Genomic DNA, 20047 nt, shown 5'->3' on the forward strand with positions numbered 1-20047 from the left:
CGGGGCCCCGCCGTGACACACGGGGGCCCCTCGACGCCGATCCTTGACCGGAGACCGCATGCCCAGCCCCCGCACACCGGCCGCCCGATGACCGTCGCCCAGCCCCTCGTCCTGCTCGCCGCCGGCGGCACCGGCGGCCACCTGTTTCCGGCCGAGGCCCTGGCGTTGCGCCTGCGCGAGCGCGGCATCCGGGTGGTGCTCGCCACCGACAGCCGGGTCGCGGCGCTATCGGGCGAGTTCCCGGCTTCGGAGATCGTGGCGGTGCCCTCCGCCACCCCGTCGAGCGGGCGTTCGCCCTTGCGGCGCGTGACCGCCTTCGCGACCCTCGGGCGCGGCTTCGCGGCGGCGCTCCGCGAAGTACGCCGGCTCAACCCGGCGGTGGTCGTAGGGTTCGGCGGCTATCCCACCGTGCCGCCGCTGCTCGCCGCCCAGATGCTGCGGGTGCCGACCCTGCTGCACGAGCAGAACGCCGTGATGGGCCGCGCCAACGGCTTCCTCGCCCGCGGCGCCCGCGTGATCGCCACCGGGTTCCCCGCGGTGCGCGGCGTTCCGCCCAAGGCGACGGCGCGGCGCGTCCATACCGGCAACCCGGTCCGCCCGGCGGTGCTGGCGGCAGCCGAGATGGCCTATCCGGCCGTGGGCCCCGAGGCCCCGCTCCAGCTCCTCGCCTTCGGGGGCAGCCAGGGCGCCCGGGTGATGAGCGACGTGGTGCCCGACGCCGTGGTGCGCCTGCCGGCCCCCTTGCGCGCTCGCCTGACGGTGATCCAGCAGGCGAGGGCCGAGGATATGGCCCGGGTGCAGGCGCTCTACGAGGGTGCGGGGCTCGCCGCCTTCACGGTGGCGCCGTTCTTCAAGGACCTGCCGGCCAAGATGGCCTCGTCCCACCTCGTCGTGGCCCGTTCCGGCGCCTCGACGGTGGCGGAACTCGCGGTGATCGGGCGGCCCGCGATCCTGGTGCCGCTCCCCGGCTCCCTCGACCAGGACCAGGCGGCGAACGCCGCGGTACTCGGCACTATCGGTGCCGCCTTTCCCAGACCACAAACGGACTTCACCCCTGAGCGGCTGGCCACCGACCTCGGCGCGCTGCTCGGCGATCCCGACGGGCTCGCCCGGGCGGCGGCCGCCGCCAAGGGGGCCGGCCTGCCCGATGCCGCCGAGCGCCTCGCCGCCCTGGTGGTCGAGACCGCGGTTGCGGCCCGCTAGCGGCCGCCCACAGACACTATCGGCCCGCCAGGGCCCGCCACCGAACAAGAAGACTTAAAGGACCCCGACTCCATGAAGCTGCCGAACAAGCTCGGACCCATCCACTTCATCGGCATCGGCGGCATCGGCATGTCCGGCATCGCCGAGGTGATGCACAATCTCGGCTACACGGTGCAGGGCTCGGACGCGTCCGACAACGCCAATGTCCGCCGCCTGAACGAGAAGGGCATCCGCACCTTCGTGGGCCACCGGGCCGAGAACCTGGCCGACGCCGCCCTGGTGGTGGTCTCGACCGCGATCCGCCGCGACAACCCGGAGCTGGTCTCCGCCCGCGAGCGCCGCCTGCCGGTGGTGCGCCGGGCCGAGATGCTGGCCGAGCTGATGCGCTTCAAGTCCTGCGTCGCGGTGGCCGGCACCCACGGCAAGACCACCACGACCTCGCTCGTCGCCACCCTGTTGGACGCCGGCGACCTCGACCCCACGGTCATCAACGGCGGCATCATCAACGCCTACGGCACCAACGCCCGCATGGGCGAGGGCGACTGGATGGTGGTCGAGGCCGACGAATCCGACGGCACCTTCCTGAAGCTGCCGGCCGACATCGCCATCGTCACCAACATCGACCCCGAGCATCTCGACCATTTCGGCTCGTTCGACGCGATCAAGGACGCCTTCCGCGCCTTCATCGACAACATCCCGTTCTACGGCTTCGCGGTGATGTGCATCGACCACCCGACGGTGCAGGACCTCGTCGGGCGCATCGAGGACCGGCGCATCGTCACCTACGGCGAGAACCCGCAGGCGGACGTGCGCCTGATCGACGTTGACCTGAAGGGCGGCCAGAGCCGGTTCCGGGTGATGATCCGCGACCGCCGCCCCGGCTTCCGGATGGAGATGGAGGACCTCGTCCTGCCGATGCCGGGCAAGCACAACGCCCTCAACGCCACCGCGGCCCTCGCGGTCGCCCACGAGCTCGGCGTGTCGCCCGACGCGATCCGCAAGGCGCTGGCGAATTTCGGCGGCGTCAAGCGGCGCTTCACCCGCACCGGCGAGTGGAACGGCGCGCAGATCTTCGACGATTACGGCCACCACCCGGTCGAGATCAAGGCGGTGCTGAAGGCCGCCCGCGCCTCGACCGACGGTTGTGTGATCGCGGTGGTCCAGCCCCACCGCTACTCGCGCCTCGCCTCGCTGTTCGACGATTTCTGCACCTGCTTCAACGACGCCGACACGGTGATCGTCGCCCCCGTCTACGCCGCCGGCGAGGCGCCGATCGAGGGCATCGACCGCGACGCCCTGGTGGCGGGCCTCACCTCCCGCGGCCACCGCAACGCCATCGCGCTCGAGCGCACCGAGGACCTCGCCGGCATCGTCGGCGGGCTCGCCCGCTCCGGCGACTACGTGGTGTGTCTCGGGGCCGGCAACATCACCCAATGGGCCTACGCGCTCCCGGGCGAACTCGCCGCGATCGGCGAGAAGGCGGCGTGAGGCGCTGCCCTCAGGGTGCGTCCGGGACGAGATCCTCGATCTCGACCCCGAGCGCCCGGGCGAGCCGCCGGTAGAGCTGGACGTCGCCGATGCTCTCGCCGCGCTCGACCGTGCCCAGGCGCTCCTCCGGCACGCCCGCGTGCCGGGCGAGTTCTTCCGGGCTCAAGCCCCTCTTGCCGCGCCAGAAGGCGAGGGGGGTCGGCGCGGCGCGCAGCGCGTCGAGGTCGTCCCCGCTCAGAAGCTCCTCCTCGCCGGCCTGCAGCCGCGCGAGGGAAGCCGCGAGGGTACAGGCATCCGCGGCTTCCTCGGCGAGGTCGCGCAACCGCTCGAACTCTGCCTCCGGCAGGATCACGATCGCCTCGCCGGCGGGCGTCTTGGTGCGGACGATGGTCATGACCCTACCCGTAGATCGAGCCGCGCGGCCCGACATCGTGCACAATGATCCGCTCATCTTCACTCGTGAAGAGGGCGCGCCAATCTCCGACCCGCAGCCTGTAGCCCGGTACGCCCCGCATCGCCTTGACGTTGTTGCCCAGCGATGCCGGATCCCGGGCCAGCTGATCGAACTTTGCCCGGATCAATGCCTCAATGTCGGCCGGCATCCGGGCGAGCGCCCGCGCCGCCTTCCGGGTGTAGACGACCGTCCTGGCCATCCGCGCCGACCCTCATTGCCCTTGCGTCAACTCTAGAGCGCTCCGCCCCCGGGCGTCGAGCCGGAACCGAACCATGACCTCCGCCGCCATCCTCGCCGCCCTGGAGCCCGCCGCTCTGCGTGGCCGCCTCCTGCCCGACCATCCGCTGGCCGACCTGACCTGGTTCCGGGTCGGGGGACCGGCCGACGTGCTGTTCACGCCCGCCGACGAGGAGGACCTCGCCGCGGCGCTGGCCGCCCTTCCCCCGGACGTGCCCGTGACGGTGATCGGCCTCGGCTCGAACCTGATCGTGCGCGACGGCGGCGTGCCGGGGCTCGTCATCCGCCTCGGCGGCAAGGCCTTCGGGTCGATCGCGATCGAGGGCGAGACGATCCGGGCCGGCACGGCCGTGCCCGACATGAAGCTCGCCCGCGCGGCGGCCGAGGCCGGGCTCGACGGCCTCGCCTTCTATCGCGGTATCCCGGGCTCGGTCGGCGGGGCGCTCCGGATGAATGCCGGGGCGCATGGCGGCGAGACCACCGACGTGCTGGTCGAGGCCCGCGCCGTCGACCGCAAGGGCGCCCTGCACGTCCTCTCCCACGCCGACATGGGCTTCGCCTACCGCCACTGCGCGGCGCCCGCCGACCTGATCTTCACCCAGGCGACCTATCGCGGGAGGCCCGGCGACCGGGCGTCGATCGAGGCCGAGATGGACCGGGTCACCGCGGCCCGGGAGGCGGCGCAGCCGATCCGCGAGCGCACCGGCGGTTCGACCTTCAAGAACCCGCCCGGGGGCAAGGCCTGGCAGCTCGTCGACGCCGCCGGCTGCCGCGGGCTCACCCGCGGCGGCGCGCAGGTGTCGGAGATGCACTGCAACTTCCTGATCAACCGCGGCGGCGCCACCGCGGCCGATATCGAGGGCCTGGGCGAGGAGGTGCGGACGCGGGTGCGCGCGACCTCCGGCATCGACCTGCATTGGGAGATCAAGCGCATCGGCGTCGCCGCGCGCTGATTCGCGAATCACCCTCGGCGGGGCCCGCCCGGGTCGCGACGGTAACCATGGGCGCCGTCCCAGACCCGCGCCGCCGCGGGGCCGCCCGACCCCCGCCGAAACCGGTCTCGGCCCGGGGGAGGGGCTTGCCGGCCCTCCCGTAAGCTCTTGAGAAGGCGGATTTTCTCAGCCTCGATGCGATCCGCCGGGCGATCCCGGCCCGGCCCGCCGCCGCGGCGTGGCCCCCGGGCGACGGGGGCCGCCGGGGCTGCGCGATCCCTGTGCGGCGAGCGAAAATTTTACCGGATATTTACCAGCGAGTTCGAGAGTTGGCGTTAACGGCGCATCAAGCACTTGGATGCCGGGCGTGAGCCGTGCCGACCTTTCGCGACGACGTACCGGCCCCGCCGGTATGCCCGTGGCGGGGCGGCACAGCGAAGCCAGGATGACCCGAGACCGCTCACGCGCCGGAGATCGCAGCCCGTGCCGGGTATCGTTTTCGGTGAACTCGCCCCATGGATGGTGGTGGACGCTTCCCTGAGCCGCTGACCGACGCCGGCTATGCCGGCGAGGAGGCCGGCATGACCGTTCCCCAGGCGGGGACGGCACCGGCCCGGGGCGGTCCCGCGCGCGACGCGCGGCTCGGCGACCTGCGCTTGAGCGAGTCGCGTCTCGCCCGCGTCCTGCCGCGCTTCCTGCGCCCGCGCCGCGCCTCGGTGGCGGTGCCGATCGAGCGGCGGATGCCGCGCCATCTCGGGATGGGCCTGGCCTTCGGGTTCTTCGGCCTCGTCGCGGCGGCGGGCTTCGTGTCCGGCGGCGGCTACGCCGAGGTCTCGGCCCGCTACGGCACCCCCTTCGACATGGCCGCCCGCGCCCTCGGCTTCGGCCTCGACAAGGTCACGATCACCGGGCTGGTGCAGCTGCGCTCGGCCGAGATCCTGAAGGCCGCCGGCATCGACCAGCGCAACTCGCTGCCCTTCCTCAGCGTGGTCGACGTGCGCGACCGCCTGTCCACCGTGCCGCTGATCGGCGCGGTCTCGGTGCGCAAGATCTATCCGCGCGAGCTCCTGGTCACGCTCACCGAGCGCGAGCCGAGCGCCCTGTGGCAGCGCAACGGCGAGATCGCCGTGATCGCCGCCGACGGCACGGTGATCGACCAGATGCGCGACGGCCGCTTCGCCGACCTGCCGCTGGTGGTGGGCGACGAGGCGAACCTGCGCACCAAGGAGTACCTCGCCCTGCTCGAGGCCGCCGGGCCCCTCCGGGAGCGGATCCGGGCCGGCACCCTGGTCTCGGGGCGGCGCTGGACCCTCAAGCTCGACGGCATCGACGTGCGCCTGCCCGAGGCCGGCGCCCGCGACGCGGTGACCCGCCTCGTCAAGCTCGAGGCCGAGTCGAGCCTGCTCGAGAAGGACATCATCGCGGTCGACCTGCGGCTGCCCGACCGGGTGGTGGTGCGGCTGACCGAGGAGGGCGCGGCGGCGCGCCTGGAGGCCCAGAAGAAGCAGAAGAAACCGAAGGGAACCGAGACATGACCCGCGCGCGAGACGTGACGCCCGCCGGTCTTCCCGGCTCCTCTCTTGCGGGCTCCTCCAGCCCCCCGATCCCCTTGTCCTTCCCGGTGAGCGTCGCGTCATGAGTCTCCTCCAGCACGGTCTCACGCCGCGCTTAAAGCCGCTCTCGGCGCGCCGCAGCGCGACCCTGTCGGTGCTCGACATCGGCACCAGCAAGATCGTCTGCCTCGTCGCCGAGCTGCAGCCGGTCGAGACGCTGGCGACGTTGCGCGGCCGCACCCACCTCGCCCGCATCATCGGCATCGGGCACCAGCGCTCGCTCGGCCTCAAGGGCGGCGCCGTGGTCGATCTCGAGGCGGCCGAGACCGCGATCCGCCAGGCGGTCCACGCCGCCGAGCGGATGGCCCGGGTCGAGGTGCAGTCGGTCATCGTCAGCCTCTCGGGCGGGCGGCTCGGCTCGCAGCATTTCGACGCCAAGGTCCCGGTGCGCACCGGCGCCGTCACCGGCGCGGACGTGCAACGGGTGCTGGAGGCGGCGAGCACCCACAGCATCAGCCCCGGCCGCGCCGTGCTGCACGCCCTGCCGACCGGCTACTCCCTCGACCAGCAGAGCGCGGTGGTCGACCCGTCGGGCATGCTCGGCGAGCGCCTCGGCGTCGACCTGCACGTCGTCACGGCCGAGATCGCCGCCGCCCGCAACCTGATGCTGGCGGTGGAGAACACCCACCTGCGGGTCGAGGCGGTGATCGCCACCCCCTACGCCTCGGGCCTCTCGGCGCTGGTCGACGACGAGGCCGAGATGGGCGTCGCGGTCGTCGACATGGGCGGCGGCACGACGAGCGTCGGGGTCTTCTCCGGCGGCCACCTCGTCCATTGCGACGCGCTCGCGGTCGGCGGCCACCACGTCACCATGGACATCGCCCGGGGCCTCTCGACCCGGGTGGCGGCGGCCGAGCGGCTCAAGACCCTCTACGGCGCCGCCATGGCGACGGCGTCGGACGAGCGCGACATGATCGCGGTCCACGGCGTCGACGAGGACGAGCGCGACCTGCCGCACCACATCCCGAAATCGCACCTCGTGCGGATCATCCGCCCGCGGGTCGAGGAGGTGCTGGAACTGGTGCGCGACCGCCTGCGCAACGCGGGCTTCGCCGCCCAGGCCGGGCGCCGGGTGGTGCTGACGGGAGGCGCCAGCCAGCTCGTCGGGCTGCCGGAGGTCGCCCGCCGCATCCTGCAGGGCCAGGTCCGGATCGGCCGGCCGCTCGGCATCAAGGGGCTGCCCGAGGCCGCCAAGGGACCGGCCTTCTCGGCCGCCGTCGGCCTCCTGGTCTACCCCCAGGTCTCGCATGTCGAGCATTTCGAGCCGCGCGGCCAGTCCGGCCACGCGGGCCTCGGTTCCGACACCTACCTCTCCAAGGTCGGACGCTGGATCCGGGAGAGCTTCTAACGGGATCGCCTCCCGGCGCGGGCCCCGGAAACGGGCCGCGCCGGGCGGGCGGGACGGCAAACGGCGCTTAGCGGCGCCACCAGAAACGTAACGATCATCAGAGGCTCGCGCATCATGGCCATCTCCCTGCAAGCTCCGGACATCCGCGAACTGAAGCCCCGCATCACCGTGTTCGGCGTCGGCGGCGCCGGCGGCAACGCCGTCAACAACATGATCGAGTCGGGGCTCCTCGGCTGCGAGTTCGTGGTCGCCAACACCGACGCCCAGGCGCTGACCTCCTCGAAGGCCGAGCGCGTGATCCAGATGGGCATCGGGGTGACGCAAGGGCTCGGCGCCGGCTCGCAGCCCGATGTCGGCCGCGCCGCCGCCGAGGAGGTGATCGACGAGATCCGCGACCAGCTCTCGGGCGCCCACATGTGCTTCATCACGGCCGGCATGGGCGGCGGCACCGGCACCGGCGCGGCCCCGGTCATCGCCCGCACCGCCCGCGACATGGGCATCCTGACGGTCGGCGTCGTGACGAAGCCGTTCCAGTTCGAGGGCGTGCGCCGCATGCGCACCGCCGAATCGGGCATCAACGAGCTGCAGCAGGCCGTCGACACCCTGATCGTGATCCCGAACCAGAACCTGTTCCGGGTCGCCAACGAGAAGACCACCTTCGCCGACGCCTTCGCGATGGCCGACCAGGTGCTCTATTCGGGCGTCGCCTGCATCACCGACCTGATGGTGAAGGAGGGCCTCATCAACCTCGACTTCGCCGACGTGCGGGCGATCATGCGCGGCATGGGCAAGGCGATGATGGGCACCGGCGAGGCGTCCGGCGAGAAGCGCGCCAACCGCGCCGCGGAAGCCGCGATCGCCAACCCGCTCCTCGACGACGTCTCGATGAAGGGCGCCCGCGGCCTCCTGATCTCGATCACCGGCGGCAACGACCTGACCCTCTACGAGCTCGACGAAGCCGCCACCCGCATCCGCGAGGAGGTCGATTCCGACGCCAACATCATCCTGGGCGCCACCTTCGACGAGAGCCTCGACGGCATCATCCGGGTCTCGGTGGTCGCCACCGGCATCGAGCCGGCGCTGATCAACGCCAACGCGATCGGCTCGCCGGAGATCGCCCAGACCGAGCAGCGCATCGCCGAGGTCGCCGAGCGCCTGCGCGCCGAGGCCCGGGCCCGGGCCGCCGCCCCGTCGGCGCCCCCCTCCACCGCCTCCTTTCGTCCCGCCGAGGCCCCGGTAGCGCGGGCCCCGGCGCCGGAGCCGGTGGCGCACGCCCCGATGCATGCCCAGATGCATACCCCCGCGCATGCCGCGATGCCCGCGCCGGAGCCGGTCCGCATGGAGATGCCCGGCACCCACCAGGCCGCCGGCCTGATGCGCGACGAGGTGCAGATCACCCCGGCCCAGCCGCGTCCCGCCCCGGTCTACGAGCCGGCCCCGGCGCCGCAGCACGAGCCGCAGATGCCGATGGCCTCCGGCCCGTTCATCCCGCCGTCCCCGGCGGTGGTGCGCGCGCCGCGCATGCCCCGGGTCCAGGACCTGCCGATGCCGGCCCAGAACCAGATCCGGGCCAGCCGCGGCGAGGAACCGGTGCAGCAGGTGACCCCGGACGCCAAGCGCACCTCGCTCCTGCGCCGCCTCGCCACCGTCGGCTTCGGCGGCCGGCGCGAGGACGAGGCCGGCCATCCGGCTCAAGCTGCGGCGCAGGCCCCGGCGGCGCATGCCCCGATGCCGCACGCCCCGCAGCCGGCGCCGCGCCAGGCTCCTCTGCATCAAGCTCCGGTGCAGCACGCCGCCCCGGCCCCGCGCCAGCCCGCCCCGCAGCAGGCCTACGCGCCGCAGGGCGGCTACCCGGCGCAGCCGCAGGGCTACCGCCCGGCGCAGGGCAACCTCGACCCACAGGGCCGCGCGGTGCCGGCCGGCACCCGCATGATGGACGACGATCAGCTCGAGATCCCGGCCTTCCTGCGCCGCCAGGCCAACTGACGCATGGGCAAGGCCTGATGTCGGGCCCGGCTGGGGCCTGCACCGAAAGGTGAGGCCCCGGTCCCTGCGCCGGGCGCCACGATCCTGCCACGGAGGGCGCCGGTGCAGCCCAAAAGACACACCCCGAGGCCGCCCGGCCCCGGGGTTTACGCGTTGTTCAAGCTTTTGATGAATAACGGTTTTTTGCGTCCGTAGCGGATGCCCGGATCTGTTACAGAGCGTAAGAATCCGTGATTTGGCCGTGCTTTCGAGCGCGACTATAGCTGTCCTACGCACAAGGGCGAAGGCCGAGCGGAACCGCCGGCACTGACACCCACAGGGGCTTCAAGCAACGGACGGATCGCCTCGAAACGTGGGCCCGGCAACGGGACACGATGGTGAGTCGCGGCCGAGGGCTGAGGTAATGAGAACAAGTCAGCAGACGACCCTACGCTCCGCCGCGAGCCTCTCCGGCATCGGCGTCCACTCCGGTAACCCCGTCGCGATCACTCTCCATCCTGCGGAGGCGCATCACGGCATCGCCTTCCTCCGCACCGGCCTCCCGAACGGCCGCGACCGCCTGATCCAGGCCCAGTACGCCCAGGTCAGCGCCACCGAGCTCTGCACCGTCATCGGCAGCCGCGAGACCGGCGCCGTCGCCACCATCGAGCACCTGATGTCCGCCCTCTACGGGCTCGGCATCGACAACTGCCTCGTCGAGATCGACGGGCCCGAGATGCCGATCCTCGACGGCAGCGCCGGTCCCTACGTGGCGGCGATCGAGGCGGTCGGCACCCTCTCCTGCGGCACCCCCCGCCGCTTCATCAAGGTGCTCAAGACCGTCCGGACCGAGAAGGGCCGCGCCTATTCCGAGCTGCGCCCGTTCGAGCGCGGCTTCCACCTCGACGTCGAGATCGACTTCGAGAGCCCGGTGATCGGCCGCAGCCGCAAGGCCCTGACCCTCACCCCCGCCGCCTATCGCCGCGAGATCGCCCGCGCCCGCACCTTCGGGATGATGCGCGACGTCGAGCGCTACTGGAAGGCCGGCTTCGCCCTGGGCGCCTCGCTGGAGAACACCGTCGCGGTCGGGGACGGCGGCGTGGTCAACCCCGAGGGCCTGCGCTACCCGGACGAGTTCGTCCGCCACAAGATCCTCGACGCCGTCGGCGACCTGGCGCTGGCCGGCCTGCCGATCCTCGGCGCCTACCAGTCCTTCTGCGGCGGCCACGGCCTCAACTGCGCGGTCCTCGGCGAGCTCTTCGCCGACCGGGCCAACTACGCCATCGTCGAGGGGGCTGGCGCCCGGCGCGAGCCGGTCTTCGCCGAGTTCGGCGTCGGCCTCGGCGCCGCGGTCTACGCGCCGGAACTCTGAGACGATCGTCCGACCGGCGTTGCCGCCGGGCCACATCGGGACGATTTCGTCGCCGCACGACGGCGGCGAGAGGGAACCTGCACCGCCTCGCGCCGTCTTGGCGCCCCATTCGCCCCGCAGGGTTAAAAGGTTCCTGACCGATGGCCGCCGGCTCCGTGCCGTGGCCGTCGCGGGCTTGGCGCAACCCGCCGGCCTGGGATAAGGGGCTCGTGGATCAGCGGCCGTGCAAAGGCCGCCTGCTTGGGGAAGAACCCGAATGCCGTTCGCCCACCCGCTTCGCGACGCGAAGGTGACCGTTCTGCGGACCGTGCTGCTCGCGGCGTGCGGCCTGGGGCTCGCCGGCTGCGACGCGATCGACTCGATCAACCCGTTCGCGTCCGAGAAGTACAAGACCGAGGTCGTGGCCGACATTCCGGCCGACAAGCTCTACAGCCAGGGCCTCGGCCGGCTTGAGGATCGCGACTACGAGGGCGCGACGAAGAAGTTCGAGGACCTCGACAAGCAGTACGCCTATTCCGACTGGTCGCGGAAGGCCGTGCTGATGACCGCCTACTCGAACTACGAGGGTGGCCGCTACGAGGACGCGATCACCGCCTCGAAGCGCTACCTGCAGCGCCATCCGGGCTCGAAGGACGCGGCCTACGCCCAGTACCTGCTGGCGATGTCGCACTACAAGCAGATCCCGGACGTGACCCGCGACCAGGACCGCTCCGAGAAGGCCCTCGTGGCGCTCACCGAGCTGGTGCAGAAATACCCGACCTCGGAATACTCCGCCGACGCCAAGGCCAAGATCCAGATCACCCGCGACCAGCTCGCCGGCAAGGAGATGGAGATCGGCCGCTACTACCTGGAGCGGCGCAACTTCCCGGCGGCGATCAACCGTTTTCGCGATGTCGTGAGCAAGTACCAGACGACTCGCCACGTCGAGGAGGCGCTGGAGCGTCTGGCCGAGGCCTACATGGCGCTCGGCATCACCGGCGAGGCCCAGACCGCCGCGGCGGTGCTCGGCCACAACTTCCCCGACTCGCCCTGGTACAAGGACGCCTACAACCTGCTCCAGAACGGCGGCCTGCAGCCGCGCGAGGAGAAGGCGTCCTGGATCAGCAAGGCGTTCCGCGGCGTGATCGGGATGGACACGCGCACCGCCGAGGCGCAGTAAGAGCCTCACGGCTCGGGCCAGGCATGCGGCCGTGGCGCGCACTCGCGCCGCGGCCCGTTCGGCTGTAGATACCCGCCCGATCTCCTCCTCCAAGTCCCTTCTTCAACGTCCCGGCAAGGGTGGCATGCTGGTTCAGCTCGCGATCCGCGACATCGTCCTGATCGATAAGCTCGAGCTGAACTTTCGCGAAGGCCTGAGCGTCCTGACCGGGGAGACCGGCGCCGGCAAGTCGATCCTCCTCGATGCCTTCACGCTGGCGCTCGGTGGGCGCGGCGACGGTCGCCTGGTGCGCCAGGGCGAGGCGCAGGGGCAGGTCACCGCGGTGTTCGACGTTCCCGCCGACCATCCGGCGAGGACGCTCGCCGCGGCCTCCGAGATCGACACCGAGGGCGACCTGATCCTGCGCCGGGTCCAGGTCGCGGACGGGCGCACCCGCGCCTTCGTCAACGACCAGCCGGTCGGCGTGCAGGTGCTCCGCGCTATCGGGGCGGCCCTCGTCGAGATCCACGGCCAGCACGACGACCGGGCCCTGTCGGATTCCACCACCCACCGGGCGATCCTCGACGCGTTCGGGGGCCTCGGGAGCCGTCAGGCCACCGTCGCGACGGCGGCGCGCCAGGTGCGCCAGGCCCGTACCGCCCTGTCCGAGCACCGCGCCCGGGTCGAGGCCGCCCGCAAGGAAGTCGATTTCCTGCGCCACGCCGTCGAGGAACTCGCCGCCCTCGATCCGAAGCCCGGCGAGGAGACCGGGCTCGCCGAGCGCCGCACCGCGATGCAGCAGGGCGAGAAGGTCGCCCGCGAGCTCAACGAGGCCCTCGACGCCGTCGCCGGCCAGGGCTCGCCGACCGCCCATCTCTCGGCGGCGTTGCGCAAGCTCGAACGGCGCGCGGCGCTGGCGCCGGGTCTCGTCGAGCCGAGCATCGCGGCCCTCGACAACGCGCTCGTTGCCCTCGACGAGGTCCGCACCAGCCTGGAGGACGCGCTCCAGGCGGCGGAGTTCGATCCGCGCGAACTGGAGCGGGTCGAGGAGCGCCTGTTCGGCCTGCGCGCGGCGGCCCGGAAATACAACGTCGCGGTCGACGACCTCGCGGCGCTGCGCGAGCGCTACGAGGGCGACGTCGCGGTGATCGATGCCGGCGAGGAGGCGCTGGGACGGCTGGAGGCCGACCTCGCGAGCGCCGACGCGGCCTACCTGGAGAAGGCGCAGGCCCTGAGCAAGGGCCGGCGCAAGGCCGCGGCCGCCCTCGACAAGGCGGTGCAGGCCGAATTGCCGCCGCTGAAGCTGGAGCGCGCCCGCTTCATCACCGAGATCGCCACCGATCCGGAGGCCCGCGATCCGGCCGGCCTCGACCGGGTCGAGTTCTGGGCCCAGACCAATCCGGGCACCCGGCCCGGTCCGATGATGAAGGTGGCATCCGGCGGCGAGCTGTCGCGGTTCATGCTCGCCCTCAAGGTGGTGCTGGCCGACAAGGGCTCGGCCCCGACCCTGATCTTCGACGAGATCGATACCGGCGTCGGCGGCGCGGTGGCGGACGCGATCGGCGCCCGCCTCGCCCGGCTCTCGGCCCGGGTCCAGACCGTGGCGGTCACCCACGCGCCGCAGGTCGCCGCCCGCGCCTCGACGCACTTTTTGATCGCCAAGGAGGCGGTGAAGGGCTCGGACCGGGTCGCCACGCGGGTGAAGCCCCTCGCGGCGGTGCCGCGCCAGGAGGAGATCGCCCGCATGCTCGCCGGCGCCACGGTGACCGAGGAGGCCCGCGCCGCCGCGGCCCGGCTGCTCGAGGCAGCGTCGGCGTGACGCGCGGCCGACGCCACGCTCTCAAGCTTGGCGGTAACGGAAGGCGTAACGCCCCTCGACAGACGTTGCTGTCCGGTTAAGCTCTAGCGATGATTCGCCGGGTGGCCGTCAGCGCCTGCGGCGGGATGAACGACATGGTGAACAAAGAGGAAAATTAACTCTTTCTTTACCATATCCACCGAGACTGCTTCATCTCGGCGCGGGCCGGCCTTCCCTCGGGCCCGCGCAATGGCACGGGGCCGATGGTCCGATGAAGCAGGAAGTGAGTGCGTCCCGGGAGACCGTTCAGGATCCGGCCCTGCCGGCGATCTGCGTCGAGGCGCAGCATCGGCTCGGGCGGACGTTGCGCTCGTTCTACGAGCGCACGGTGGACGGCCAGCCCATCCCCCTCGATCAGGTCGACCTGCTGCTGCGACTGCGGCACCGCGAGCGCGAGTTGCAGCGTCAGCGCTGAGGGGCGATTACCCCGACATTAACTGTGAGCATGGAGCGCTCCGCCGCTTGGGCGGAGCGAAAGACGTTCGGGCGGACCGTCCTGATCCCGCCCGCAGCGACCCGGTCCCCGCGAGAGGACCGGGAGGAGGGTGGCGGTGCCTAGCGCCGCCGGCGGTCGCGCACCCGCACCGGAACGAGGGCCGGTGCCGCCTGCGCCCGCGCCCCGGCGAGCGCCAGCGCTCCCGCGAGGCCGAGCGCCGCGAGGAGGCCTGTCACCACCATCGGCGAGGCCGTGACGAGACCCGCCAGCAGGGCGAGCAGCACGAGGCCGGCACGCAGGGCATTGGAACGGATCATCATCAAGCCTCCATCCAGACGCCGGTGAGAACGTGTGGCGCGAAACCGGAGTTCCGCCCCGGCCGTCCCCCGGCCGTCACCATGATGTGGGGTGCCCGACCCGTTCGTGCCACCTGCGACAAAGCGGAACCCAAGGTCATGCTTGACGTTGTCTGCTCACGATCGGCCGAGGGCCGATAGAATCAGAGAACGAGGGTCTCGCCATGCTGGGTTGGGCTGTCACTTTCCTCGTCGTGGCCCTGGTGGCCGCGCTGTTCGGGTTCGGCGGCATCGCCGGCACGGCGGTCGAGGCCGCCAAGCTCATCTTCTTCGTCGCCGTCGTGCTCTTCGCCATCTCGGCCGTGGTCGGCCTGATGCGGGGCCGCTCGCCGACGCTCTGACGTCGCCGACCGTCGATCGCCCGAGAGATTTTCGGGAGCGAGATTTTCGGTAGAGTCCGGCGCCGTCCCTCCCGCGGGGGACGGCGTCGTCGCGAGGCCGAGTGGGTGGTCAGGATTCCGCGTCCGGCGTCGCCTGGACCGCGCTGCGCTCCAGTTCGGCGATGAGATCGATGAAGCGGTCGGGAATAGGCTGCTGCATCAACTCGTCATACATCGCACGCAGGTGCGAGCCGATGCGCCCCTGCACATTGCGGTCGAGAGCGGGCTGCTCGGGCCCGGCGGCGGGCACATCCTCATCCAGGGGCGCCCGCGGGCCCTTGCCTTCGCTCATACCATTCCCCTTCGCCCGTCCTGGACACGCGGACAGAGCGATGCCATGGCGCCCGGTATGCCGGGTCGCGCGCTTGCGGCGACAACGCGCGCCGACGCAGTCAGTTCCGCACCGGTCCGGAACGAACACGTCTGCACGGCGTTGAAGCGTGAGGGCCGACGCGCGAACGACAACACCAAGGGGACCTGAATGTCGACAGCACAACTCGTGGTGCAGCACCTGCCCTACCTGCGCCGCTACGCGCGCGCCCTCACGGGCAGCCAGGTGGCGGGCGATGCCTACGTGGCCGCGACGCTCGAAACGCTCGTGAACGAGCCCGAGACCCTCGGGCGCAGCACCAACGTCAAGGCCGACCTGTTCCGCGTCTTCACCCGGATCTGGAACTCGCTCTCCGTCAACGGACAGACCGAGCAGACCCAGCACGACCTGCCGGCCGAGGTGCGCCTGGGCCAGATCACCCCGCTGCCGCGCCAAGCCTTCCTGCTCTCCTGCCTCGAGGGCTTCTCCGAGGAGGACGCCGCCACCATCCTGGGCGTCGACGTCTCGGAGGTCCGCGACCTCGTCGACGAGGCGGGCCGCGAGCTCGCCGCCGACATGGCGACCGAGATCCTGATCATCGAGGACGAGCCGCTGATCGCCATGGACCTCGAGGCCCTGGTCGAGGGTCTGGGCCACAACGTCACCGGCGTCGCCCGCACCCGCACCGAGGCGGTCAAGCTCGCCTCGACCAAGCGACCGGGCCTCATCCTCGCCGACATCCAGCTCGCCGACGGCTCGTCGGGCCTCGACGCGGTCAACGACCTCCTGAAGTCGTTCGAGGTGCCGGTGATCTTCATCACCGCCTATCCGGAGCGCTTCCTCACCGGCGAGCGGCCCGAGCCGGCCTTCCTCATCGCGAAGCCGTTCCAGCCCGCCAACGTCTCGGCGGTGATCAGCCAGGCTCTGTTCTTCCAGCAGAGCGCCCGCCGCCGCGAGGCCCGCGCGAGCGCCTGACGCCGTCCGACACGGCGCGCCACGAGACCCTGGGCCCCGGGCCCGCCGCGAGGCGGGTGCCGGGGCTTCGTCGTGTCCGTGGTCGTTCGTCAGGTGTCGCTCGGCCTGTTACGACTCGCCGGGCCATCTTGACACCCTCCGCGTCATTCCGGGGCCGCGCAGCGGAGCCCGGAATCCAGACACTCGGATGTTTCAGAAGAAGGTGGAACGGTGACCACTTGATCTTGAACCATCCGTGGTTCTGGATTCCGGGCTCCGCTGCGCGGCCCCGGAATGACCCGGAGGGTACATGGCAATCGGGAGGGGCCAACGACGGGTTTTCAGACCCGATACTTGCCGTTCCGCTTGACCAGCACGGTCGCGCCCACCGGCACGCGGTTGTAGAGGTCGACCACGTCCTCGTTGAGCATGCGCACGCAGCCCGAGGACATCTGCTCGCCGATGCTCCAGGGCTCGTTGGTGCCGTGGATGCGGAACAGGGTGTCGCGGCTGCCCTGGTAGAGGTAGAGCGCGCGGGCGCCGAGCGGGTTGTCGACGCCGCCCTTGCGCGAGCGCGGCAGGTCGGGGTTGAGGCTGACCATCTTGGCGGTCGGGCCCCAATCGGGCCAGACGCCCTTGCGGCCGACCGTGGCGGTGCCCTTCCACGAGAAGCCGAGCTTGCCGACGCCGACGCCGTAGCGCATCGCCTGGCCGCCGTCCTGCACGAGGTAGAGGAAGCGCTCGTCGATATCGACCACGACGGTGCCGGGCTTCTCCAGGCCCGTATAGGCGACGGTCTGGCGCCGGTATTTCGGGTCCATCCGGCTGCGGTCGACCAGCGGCACGTCGTAGGGCTGGTCGGGCATGCTGCCGATATACCAGGCCGCGTCCGGATCCACGGCCGCGACTTGCGCGGGTCCGCGGGCATTGCAGGCCGCGAGCGGCAGCCCGGCGAGGAGAGTGAGGACGAGGCGGCGCGGGAGCATGCGGGCGAGACCTTTCGGCAAGGAATGATGTCCTCGGGGAACATCTCCCATGCCTAGCCGCTCCCGGACGCTCAGGTTGTGTCCTCCCGGACGCAATACCGGTGAAACCGGGTGGCGAGAATCGGGCCGCCGCCGTCCCGAGGACGTCGCGGCGGCCGCGTCCGGCTGGCCGGCTCTCGCCGGTTGGCGCTATCCCAGCGCCACCTCGATCAGGAACGGCCCCCGCCGGCCGAGCGCCCCTTTCAGCGTGTCGACGAAGTCCGCGAGGGTCTCGACCCGGCGCGCCTCGACGCCGTAGCCCTTCGACAGGCTCACCCAGTCGATCGGCGGATCGTCGAGGGTCAGCATGTCGATCGCCTTGCGGCCCGGATTGGCGCCGACATTGGTCAGTTCGTGGCGCAGGATCGCGTAGGAGCGGTTGGCCCAGATCAGCGTCACCACGTCGAGGCGCTCGCGCGCCTGGGTCCACAGCGCCTGGGCGGTGTAGAGGGCGCTGCCGTCGGCCTGGAGCGAGATCACCTTGCGGTCCGGGCAGGCCACCGCGGCGCCGGTCGCCATCGGGATGCCGAGGCCGATCGAGCCGCCGGTGAGCTGGAGCCAGGTATGGGGCGCGGCCGCATGGGTGGCGGGAAAGAAGGCGCGCCCGGTCGTCACCGATTCGTCGCAGACGATCGCGCCCTCGGGGATCAGCGCGCCGAGCACCCGGGCGATCGAATCCTGGTCGAGGGCGCCGGTGCTCGGCAGGTCGGGCCGGGAGAGCGGCGGCAGCGGCGCCTCGGCCGGCGCGCCGACCGCCTCGGCGAGGCGCGCGAGCGCGTCGATCTGGTCCTGCTCGGGCGTCGCCAGGGCGAAGACGTCGCAGGTCGGCGGAGCGAGCGCGCTCGGCTTGCCCGGATAGGCGAAGAACGCCACCGGCAGGGTCGCGCCGACGAGGATCACGTGCTTGTAGGGCGCCAGCACCTCCCGGGCCGGATCGACCGGGTAGGGCAGGCGCTCGATCGGCACCGTGCCGGCGCCGCGGTCGATGCGGGCGTTCGACGTCATGGCGAGCAGCTTCGCGCCGGTCTTCTCGGCGATGCGGGCGGCGATGCGCCGCCCCTCGCCGCGCACCGCCTGGTCGCCGAGATGGAGCAGCACCGGCTCGCCGCTGCGCAAAGCCGCGACCGCGTGGGCGATCGCCTCGTCGCTCGCCCGCGGGCGCTCCGGGATCGGGGGGAGGGGAGCGATGCCGGAGCCCTCCTCCCAGGCGGTGTCGGCGGGCAGGATCAGGGTGGCGACGCCGCCCGGCGCCGTGCGGGCGGCGACGATCGCGTCGGCCCCGTCCGCCGCCACCGCCTTGGCGCTCAATCCGGTGCGGACCCAGGCCGAGACCGGACCGGCGAGGCCCTCGATGTCTGAGGTCAGCGGCGCGTCGAAGGTGCGGTGATAGGTGGCGTGCTCGCCGACGATGTTGACGAGCGGCGAGCGGGCGCGGCGCGCATTGTGCAGGTTGGCGATGCCGTTGCCGAGGCCGGGCCCGAGATGCAGCAGCGTCGAGGCGGGCTTGTCGGCCATGCGGGCATAGCCGTCGGCCGCCCCCGTGGCGCCGCCCTCGAACAGGCAGAGCACCGCCCGCATCCCCTCGACCCGGTCGAGGGCGGCGACGAAGTGCATCTCCGAGGTGCCCGGATTGGTGAAGCACACCTCCACGCCCCCCGCCACCAGGGTGCGCACCAGGCTCTCGGCCCCGTTCATCGCCATCGGCGTCTCCTCATCCGGCGGGCCTCTGGTCGGCCCGGTTCGCGGTTGCGGTCTGGTGATAGGGGATTTCCGGCTCGGCCGTGAGGGCCTGGGAGGCATAGGTCCCAGGAGGCATGGGTGGTGGGCGCCGCGGCGGTCCTTGCCGGCCGGGGCGGAACGGCGGCCCCCTTTGCCGAGCGTCAGCTTCCGCCGAGATCCAGCGCCTCGGGAAAGAACAGGTCGCCCAGGGTCGCCGGCCGTCGCTTCAGGACCCCCGTCTCGGCCATGAAGCTCGCGACCTTCATCAGCCCGCGCGGCTGCAGCGTGAAATCGTTGCCGGAACTGCGCATCGCGGAGAGCACGTTCTGCGCACTGTCCTTGTCGCCCGAGTTCTTGAGGTAGATCTCGACCGCCTGGGCCGGCTCCTTGTTGATGAAGTCCGTCGCCTCCTGGAAGGCGGCGAGGCAGGCCTTCCAGGCGATCGGGTTCGCCTCGCGGAAGGCGGCGTTGCCGTAGATCGTGTTGGGGGTGACCGAGGGCAGACCCATGACCCGGAAGCTGCTCGTCACCTCGCGCAAAGCGGGGTCGGCCAGCGCCCGTTCCTGGAACGGGCTCGTCGACCAGTGGCAGTTGATCTCGGTCCGCGCCAGCATCGCCGCCATGCTGTCGGGATGCGCGCGCCCCACGGCGAGGGAATCGAAGCGGTTCCACTCGGCCGGGCCGAACGCCGCGGCGGCCGCCATCTGCAGCCAGATCGCCTGCGGCGCGGTCTTGACCGCCGGAAGCGCGATCCGGTCGGTGGGTTTCAGGTCCTCGATGCGGCGCAGGTCCGGCCGCACGGTCAGGAGCTTCTGGTCCGTCGCGTTCATGGCGAAGCACGACTTGATCGCCCCGCGCGAGCGGTCCCAGAGCAGCATCGCACCGGGCGCGCCGCCGCTGCCGAAATGGAGCTTGCCGGCGAGCAGCGCGTCGGTGACCGGGCCGGTGCCGCCGAGGCGCACGAACCGCGCCTTGAGGTTCGGCAGGCCGAGCCGGGCGGCGTGCTTCTCGATCAGATCGAGGCGCTCCATCACGTCCTGCTGCAGGTAGAGCAGGCCGAATTGCTGCGCGATCAGCACCTCGGAGGTCTCGGCCTGCACCCGGCGGACCACGGGGGCGGCGAGCGCGAGCGCGCCCGACAGAAGCGCGCGACGGGTCGGGGTCATGACGGCTCCCTTGTCTTCCTCCATACTCTCGGCGATCGCGCGGCCCGAGATCAACGGCGTCGGGGGCAACGACCCGCCGGAGGCTCGCGATTC

At 71.7% G+C, this 20047-nt stretch carries 19 protein-coding genes; 12 read left to right on the top strand and 7 right to left on the bottom strand.

Annotated features, from left to right (window positions below; translation table 11 throughout):
• The first annotated feature begins 87 nt into the window (after window positions 1–87).
• Window positions 88–1203: a UDP-N-acetylglucosamine--N-acetylmuramyl-(pentapeptide) pyrophosphoryl-undecaprenol N-acetylglucosamine transferase gene (locus BM430_RS19950; protein ID WP_093568995.1), complete on the top strand. Its 1116-nt coding sequence runs from the start codon at window positions 88–90 to the stop codon at window positions 1201–1203.
• A gap of 72 nt (window positions 1204–1275) precedes the next feature.
• Window positions 1276–2691: a UDP-N-acetylmuramate--L-alanine ligase gene (gene murC / locus BM430_RS19955; protein WP_093568996.1), complete on the top strand. Its 1416-nt coding sequence runs from the start codon at window positions 1276–1278 to the stop codon at window positions 2689–2691.
• Between the two features lie 10 nt (window positions 2692–2701).
• On the opposite strand, the gene BM430_RS19960 is transcribed toward murC, so the two are convergent.
• Window positions 2702–3085 (bottom strand): helix-turn-helix transcriptional regulator, encoded by a 384-nt coding sequence (locus tag BM430_RS19960; protein WP_093568997.1) that lies wholly within the window; start codon window positions 3083–3085, stop codon window positions 2702–2704.
• A gap of 4 nt (window positions 3086–3089) precedes the next feature.
• Complete coding sequence (locus BM430_RS19965; RefSeq protein ID WP_093568998.1) at window positions 3090–3344, bottom strand: type II toxin-antitoxin system RelE family toxin; 255 nt, start codon at window positions 3342–3344, stop codon at window positions 3090–3092.
• Between the two features lie 73 nt (window positions 3345–3417).
• Between BM430_RS19965 and murB the strand changes: the two genes are divergently transcribed.
• The 8 genes from murB (at window position 3418) to BM430_RS20005 (ending at window position 14023) form a co-directional block, all read left to right on the top strand.
• Window positions 3418–4335 (top strand): UDP-N-acetylmuramate dehydrogenase, encoded by a 918-nt coding sequence (gene murB / locus BM430_RS19970; RefSeq protein ID WP_093568999.1) that lies wholly within the window; start codon window positions 3418–3420, stop codon window positions 4333–4335.
• 494 nt (window positions 4336–4829) lie between these two features.
• A complete protein-coding gene (locus BM430_RS19975; RefSeq protein WP_093569000.1) occupies window positions 4830–5849 on the top strand; it encodes a cell division protein FtsQ/DivIB in 1020 nt (339 codons plus the stop codon).
• A gap of 100 nt (window positions 5850–5949) precedes the next feature.
• Complete coding sequence (ftsA, locus tag BM430_RS19980) at window positions 5950–7275, top strand: cell division protein FtsA (protein ID WP_093569001.1); 1326 nt, start codon at window positions 5950–5952, stop codon at window positions 7273–7275.
• A gap of 114 nt (window positions 7276–7389) precedes the next feature.
• On the top strand, window positions 7390–9261 hold the full coding sequence (gene ftsZ, locus BM430_RS19985; RefSeq protein WP_093569002.1) for a cell division protein FtsZ: 1872 nt from the start codon (window positions 7390–7392) through the stop codon (window positions 9259–9261).
• Window positions 9262–9664: 403 nt separating this feature from the next.
• Entirely contained in the window at window positions 9665–10612 is a 948-nt protein-coding gene (gene lpxC / locus BM430_RS19990; RefSeq protein WP_093569003.1) for a UDP-3-O-acyl-N-acetylglucosamine deacetylase, read from the top strand.
• A gap of 256 nt (window positions 10613–10868) precedes the next feature.
• Window positions 10869–11771: an outer membrane protein assembly factor BamD gene (locus BM430_RS19995; protein WP_093569004.1), complete on the top strand. Its 903-nt coding sequence runs from the start codon at window positions 10869–10871 to the stop codon at window positions 11769–11771.
• A gap of 124 nt (window positions 11772–11895) precedes the next feature.
• The gene (gene recN, locus BM430_RS20000) at window positions 11896–13569 is read left to right on the top strand and encodes a DNA repair protein RecN (RefSeq protein ID WP_093569005.1); all 1674 of its coding nucleotides are present in this window, start codon (window positions 11896–11898) and stop codon (window positions 13567–13569) included.
• A gap of 250 nt (window positions 13570–13819) precedes the next feature.
• Window positions 13820–14023, top strand: coding sequence for a hypothetical protein (locus tag BM430_RS20005; protein ID WP_093569006.1), 204 nt, complete (start codon window positions 13820–13822; stop codon window positions 14021–14023).
• A gap of 140 nt (window positions 14024–14163) precedes the next feature.
• Here the strand turns inward: BM430_RS20005 and BM430_RS20010 are convergent, their stop codons facing one another.
• Entirely contained in the window at window positions 14164–14364 is a 201-nt protein-coding gene (locus BM430_RS20010; protein ID WP_093569007.1) for a hypothetical protein, read from the bottom strand.
• 200 nt (window positions 14365–14564) lie between these two features.
• Here BM430_RS20010 and BM430_RS20015 point away from each other — a divergent pair, with 200 nt between their 5' ends.
• The gene (locus BM430_RS20015) at window positions 14565–14741 is read left to right on the top strand and encodes a DUF1328 domain-containing protein (RefSeq protein WP_048429091.1); all 177 of its coding nucleotides are present in this window, start codon (window positions 14565–14567) and stop codon (window positions 14739–14741) included.
• 109 nt (window positions 14742–14850) lie between these two features.
• Here BM430_RS20015 and BM430_RS20020 read toward each other — a convergent pair whose 3' ends face one another.
• Window positions 14851–15072 carry a NepR family anti-sigma factor gene (locus tag BM430_RS20020; protein ID WP_093569008.1) on the bottom strand — a complete coding sequence of 74 codons (222 nt, stop codon included), beginning with the start codon at window positions 15070–15072 and terminating at the stop codon, window positions 14851–14853.
• A gap of 189 nt (window positions 15073–15261) precedes the next feature.
• Between BM430_RS20020 and BM430_RS20025 the strand changes: the two genes are divergently transcribed.
• Window positions 15262–16065 (top strand): response regulator, encoded by an 804-nt coding sequence (locus BM430_RS20025; RefSeq protein WP_048429093.1) that lies wholly within the window; start codon window positions 15262–15264, stop codon window positions 16063–16065.
• Window positions 16066–16385: 320 nt separating this feature from the next.
• Here BM430_RS20025 and BM430_RS20030 read toward each other — a convergent pair whose 3' ends face one another.
• The 3 genes from BM430_RS20030 to BM430_RS20040 form a co-directional block, all read right to left on the bottom strand.
• Window positions 16386–17030 (bottom strand): L,D-transpeptidase, encoded by a 645-nt coding sequence (locus BM430_RS20030; RefSeq protein WP_093569009.1) that lies wholly within the window; start codon window positions 17028–17030, stop codon window positions 16386–16388.
• A 189-nt stretch (window positions 17031–17219) separates the two neighbouring features.
• The gene (locus tag BM430_RS20035) at window positions 17220–18770 is read right to left on the bottom strand and encodes an acetolactate synthase large subunit (RefSeq protein WP_093569010.1); all 1551 of its coding nucleotides are present in this window, start codon (window positions 18768–18770) and stop codon (window positions 17220–17222) included.
• A gap of 179 nt (window positions 18771–18949) precedes the next feature.
• Window positions 18950–19954, bottom strand: coding sequence for an ABC transporter substrate-binding protein (locus BM430_RS20040; protein WP_177303109.1), 1005 nt, complete (start codon window positions 19952–19954; stop codon window positions 18950–18952).
• Between the last annotated feature and the right edge of the window lie 93 nt (window positions 19955–20047).

The sequence above is a fragment of the Methylobacterium sp. 174MFSha1.1 genome, from assembly GCF_900116815.1.
Lineage (GTDB): Bacteria > Pseudomonadota > Alphaproteobacteria > Rhizobiales > Beijerinckiaceae > Methylobacterium.

Coding starts and splice junctions, on each gene's coding strand:
- BM430_RS19950 (WP_093568995.1), top strand. CDS start 88: ATGACCGTCGCCCAGCCCCTCGTCCTGCTCGCCGCCGGCGGCACCGGC.
- murC (WP_093568996.1), top strand. CDS start 1,276: ATGAAGCTGCCGAACAAGCTCGGACCCATCCACTTCATCGGCATCGGC.
- BM430_RS19960 (WP_093568997.1), bottom strand. CDS start 3,085: ATGACCATCGTCCGCACCAAGACGCCCGCCGGCGAGGCGATCGTGATC.
- BM430_RS19965 (WP_093568998.1), bottom strand. CDS start 3,344: ATGGCCAGGACGGTCGTCTACACCCGGAAGGCGGCGCGGGCGCTCGCC.
- murB (WP_093568999.1), top strand. CDS start 3,418: ATGACCTCCGCCGCCATCCTCGCCGCCCTGGAGCCCGCCGCTCTGCGT.
- BM430_RS19975 (WP_093569000.1), top strand. CDS start 4,830: ATGGATGGTGGTGGACGCTTCCCTGAGCCGCTGACCGACGCCGGCTAT.
- ftsA (WP_093569001.1), top strand. CDS start 5,950: ATGAGTCTCCTCCAGCACGGTCTCACGCCGCGCTTAAAGCCGCTCTCG.
- ftsZ (WP_093569002.1), top strand. CDS start 7,390: ATGGCCATCTCCCTGCAAGCTCCGGACATCCGCGAACTGAAGCCCCGC.
- lpxC (WP_093569003.1), top strand. CDS start 9,665: ATGAGAACAAGTCAGCAGACGACCCTACGCTCCGCCGCGAGCCTCTCC.
- BM430_RS19995 (WP_093569004.1), top strand. CDS start 10,869: ATGCCGTTCGCCCACCCGCTTCGCGACGCGAAGGTGACCGTTCTGCGG.
- recN (WP_093569005.1), top strand. CDS start 11,896: ATGCTGGTTCAGCTCGCGATCCGCGACATCGTCCTGATCGATAAGCTC.
- BM430_RS20005 (WP_093569006.1), top strand. CDS start 13,820: ATGAAGCAGGAAGTGAGTGCGTCCCGGGAGACCGTTCAGGATCCGGCC.
- BM430_RS20010 (WP_093569007.1), bottom strand. CDS start 14,364: ATGATGATCCGTTCCAATGCCCTGCGTGCCGGCCTCGTGCTGCTCGCC.
- BM430_RS20015 (WP_048429091.1), top strand. CDS start 14,565: ATGCTGGGTTGGGCTGTCACTTTCCTCGTCGTGGCCCTGGTGGCCGCG.
- BM430_RS20020 (WP_093569008.1), bottom strand. CDS start 15,072: ATGAGCGAAGGCAAGGGCCCGCGGGCGCCCCTGGATGAGGATGTGCCC.
- BM430_RS20025 (WP_048429093.1), top strand. CDS start 15,262: ATGTCGACAGCACAACTCGTGGTGCAGCACCTGCCCTACCTGCGCCGC.
- BM430_RS20030 (WP_093569009.1), bottom strand. CDS start 17,030: ATGCTCCCGCGCCGCCTCGTCCTCACTCTCCTCGCCGGGCTGCCGCTC.
- BM430_RS20035 (WP_093569010.1), bottom strand. CDS start 18,770: ATGGCGATGAACGGGGCCGAGAGCCTGGTGCGCACCCTGGTGGCGGGG.
- BM430_RS20040 (WP_177303109.1), bottom strand. CDS start 19,954: ATGACCCCGACCCGTCGCGCGCTTCTGTCGGGCGCGCTCGCGCTCGCC.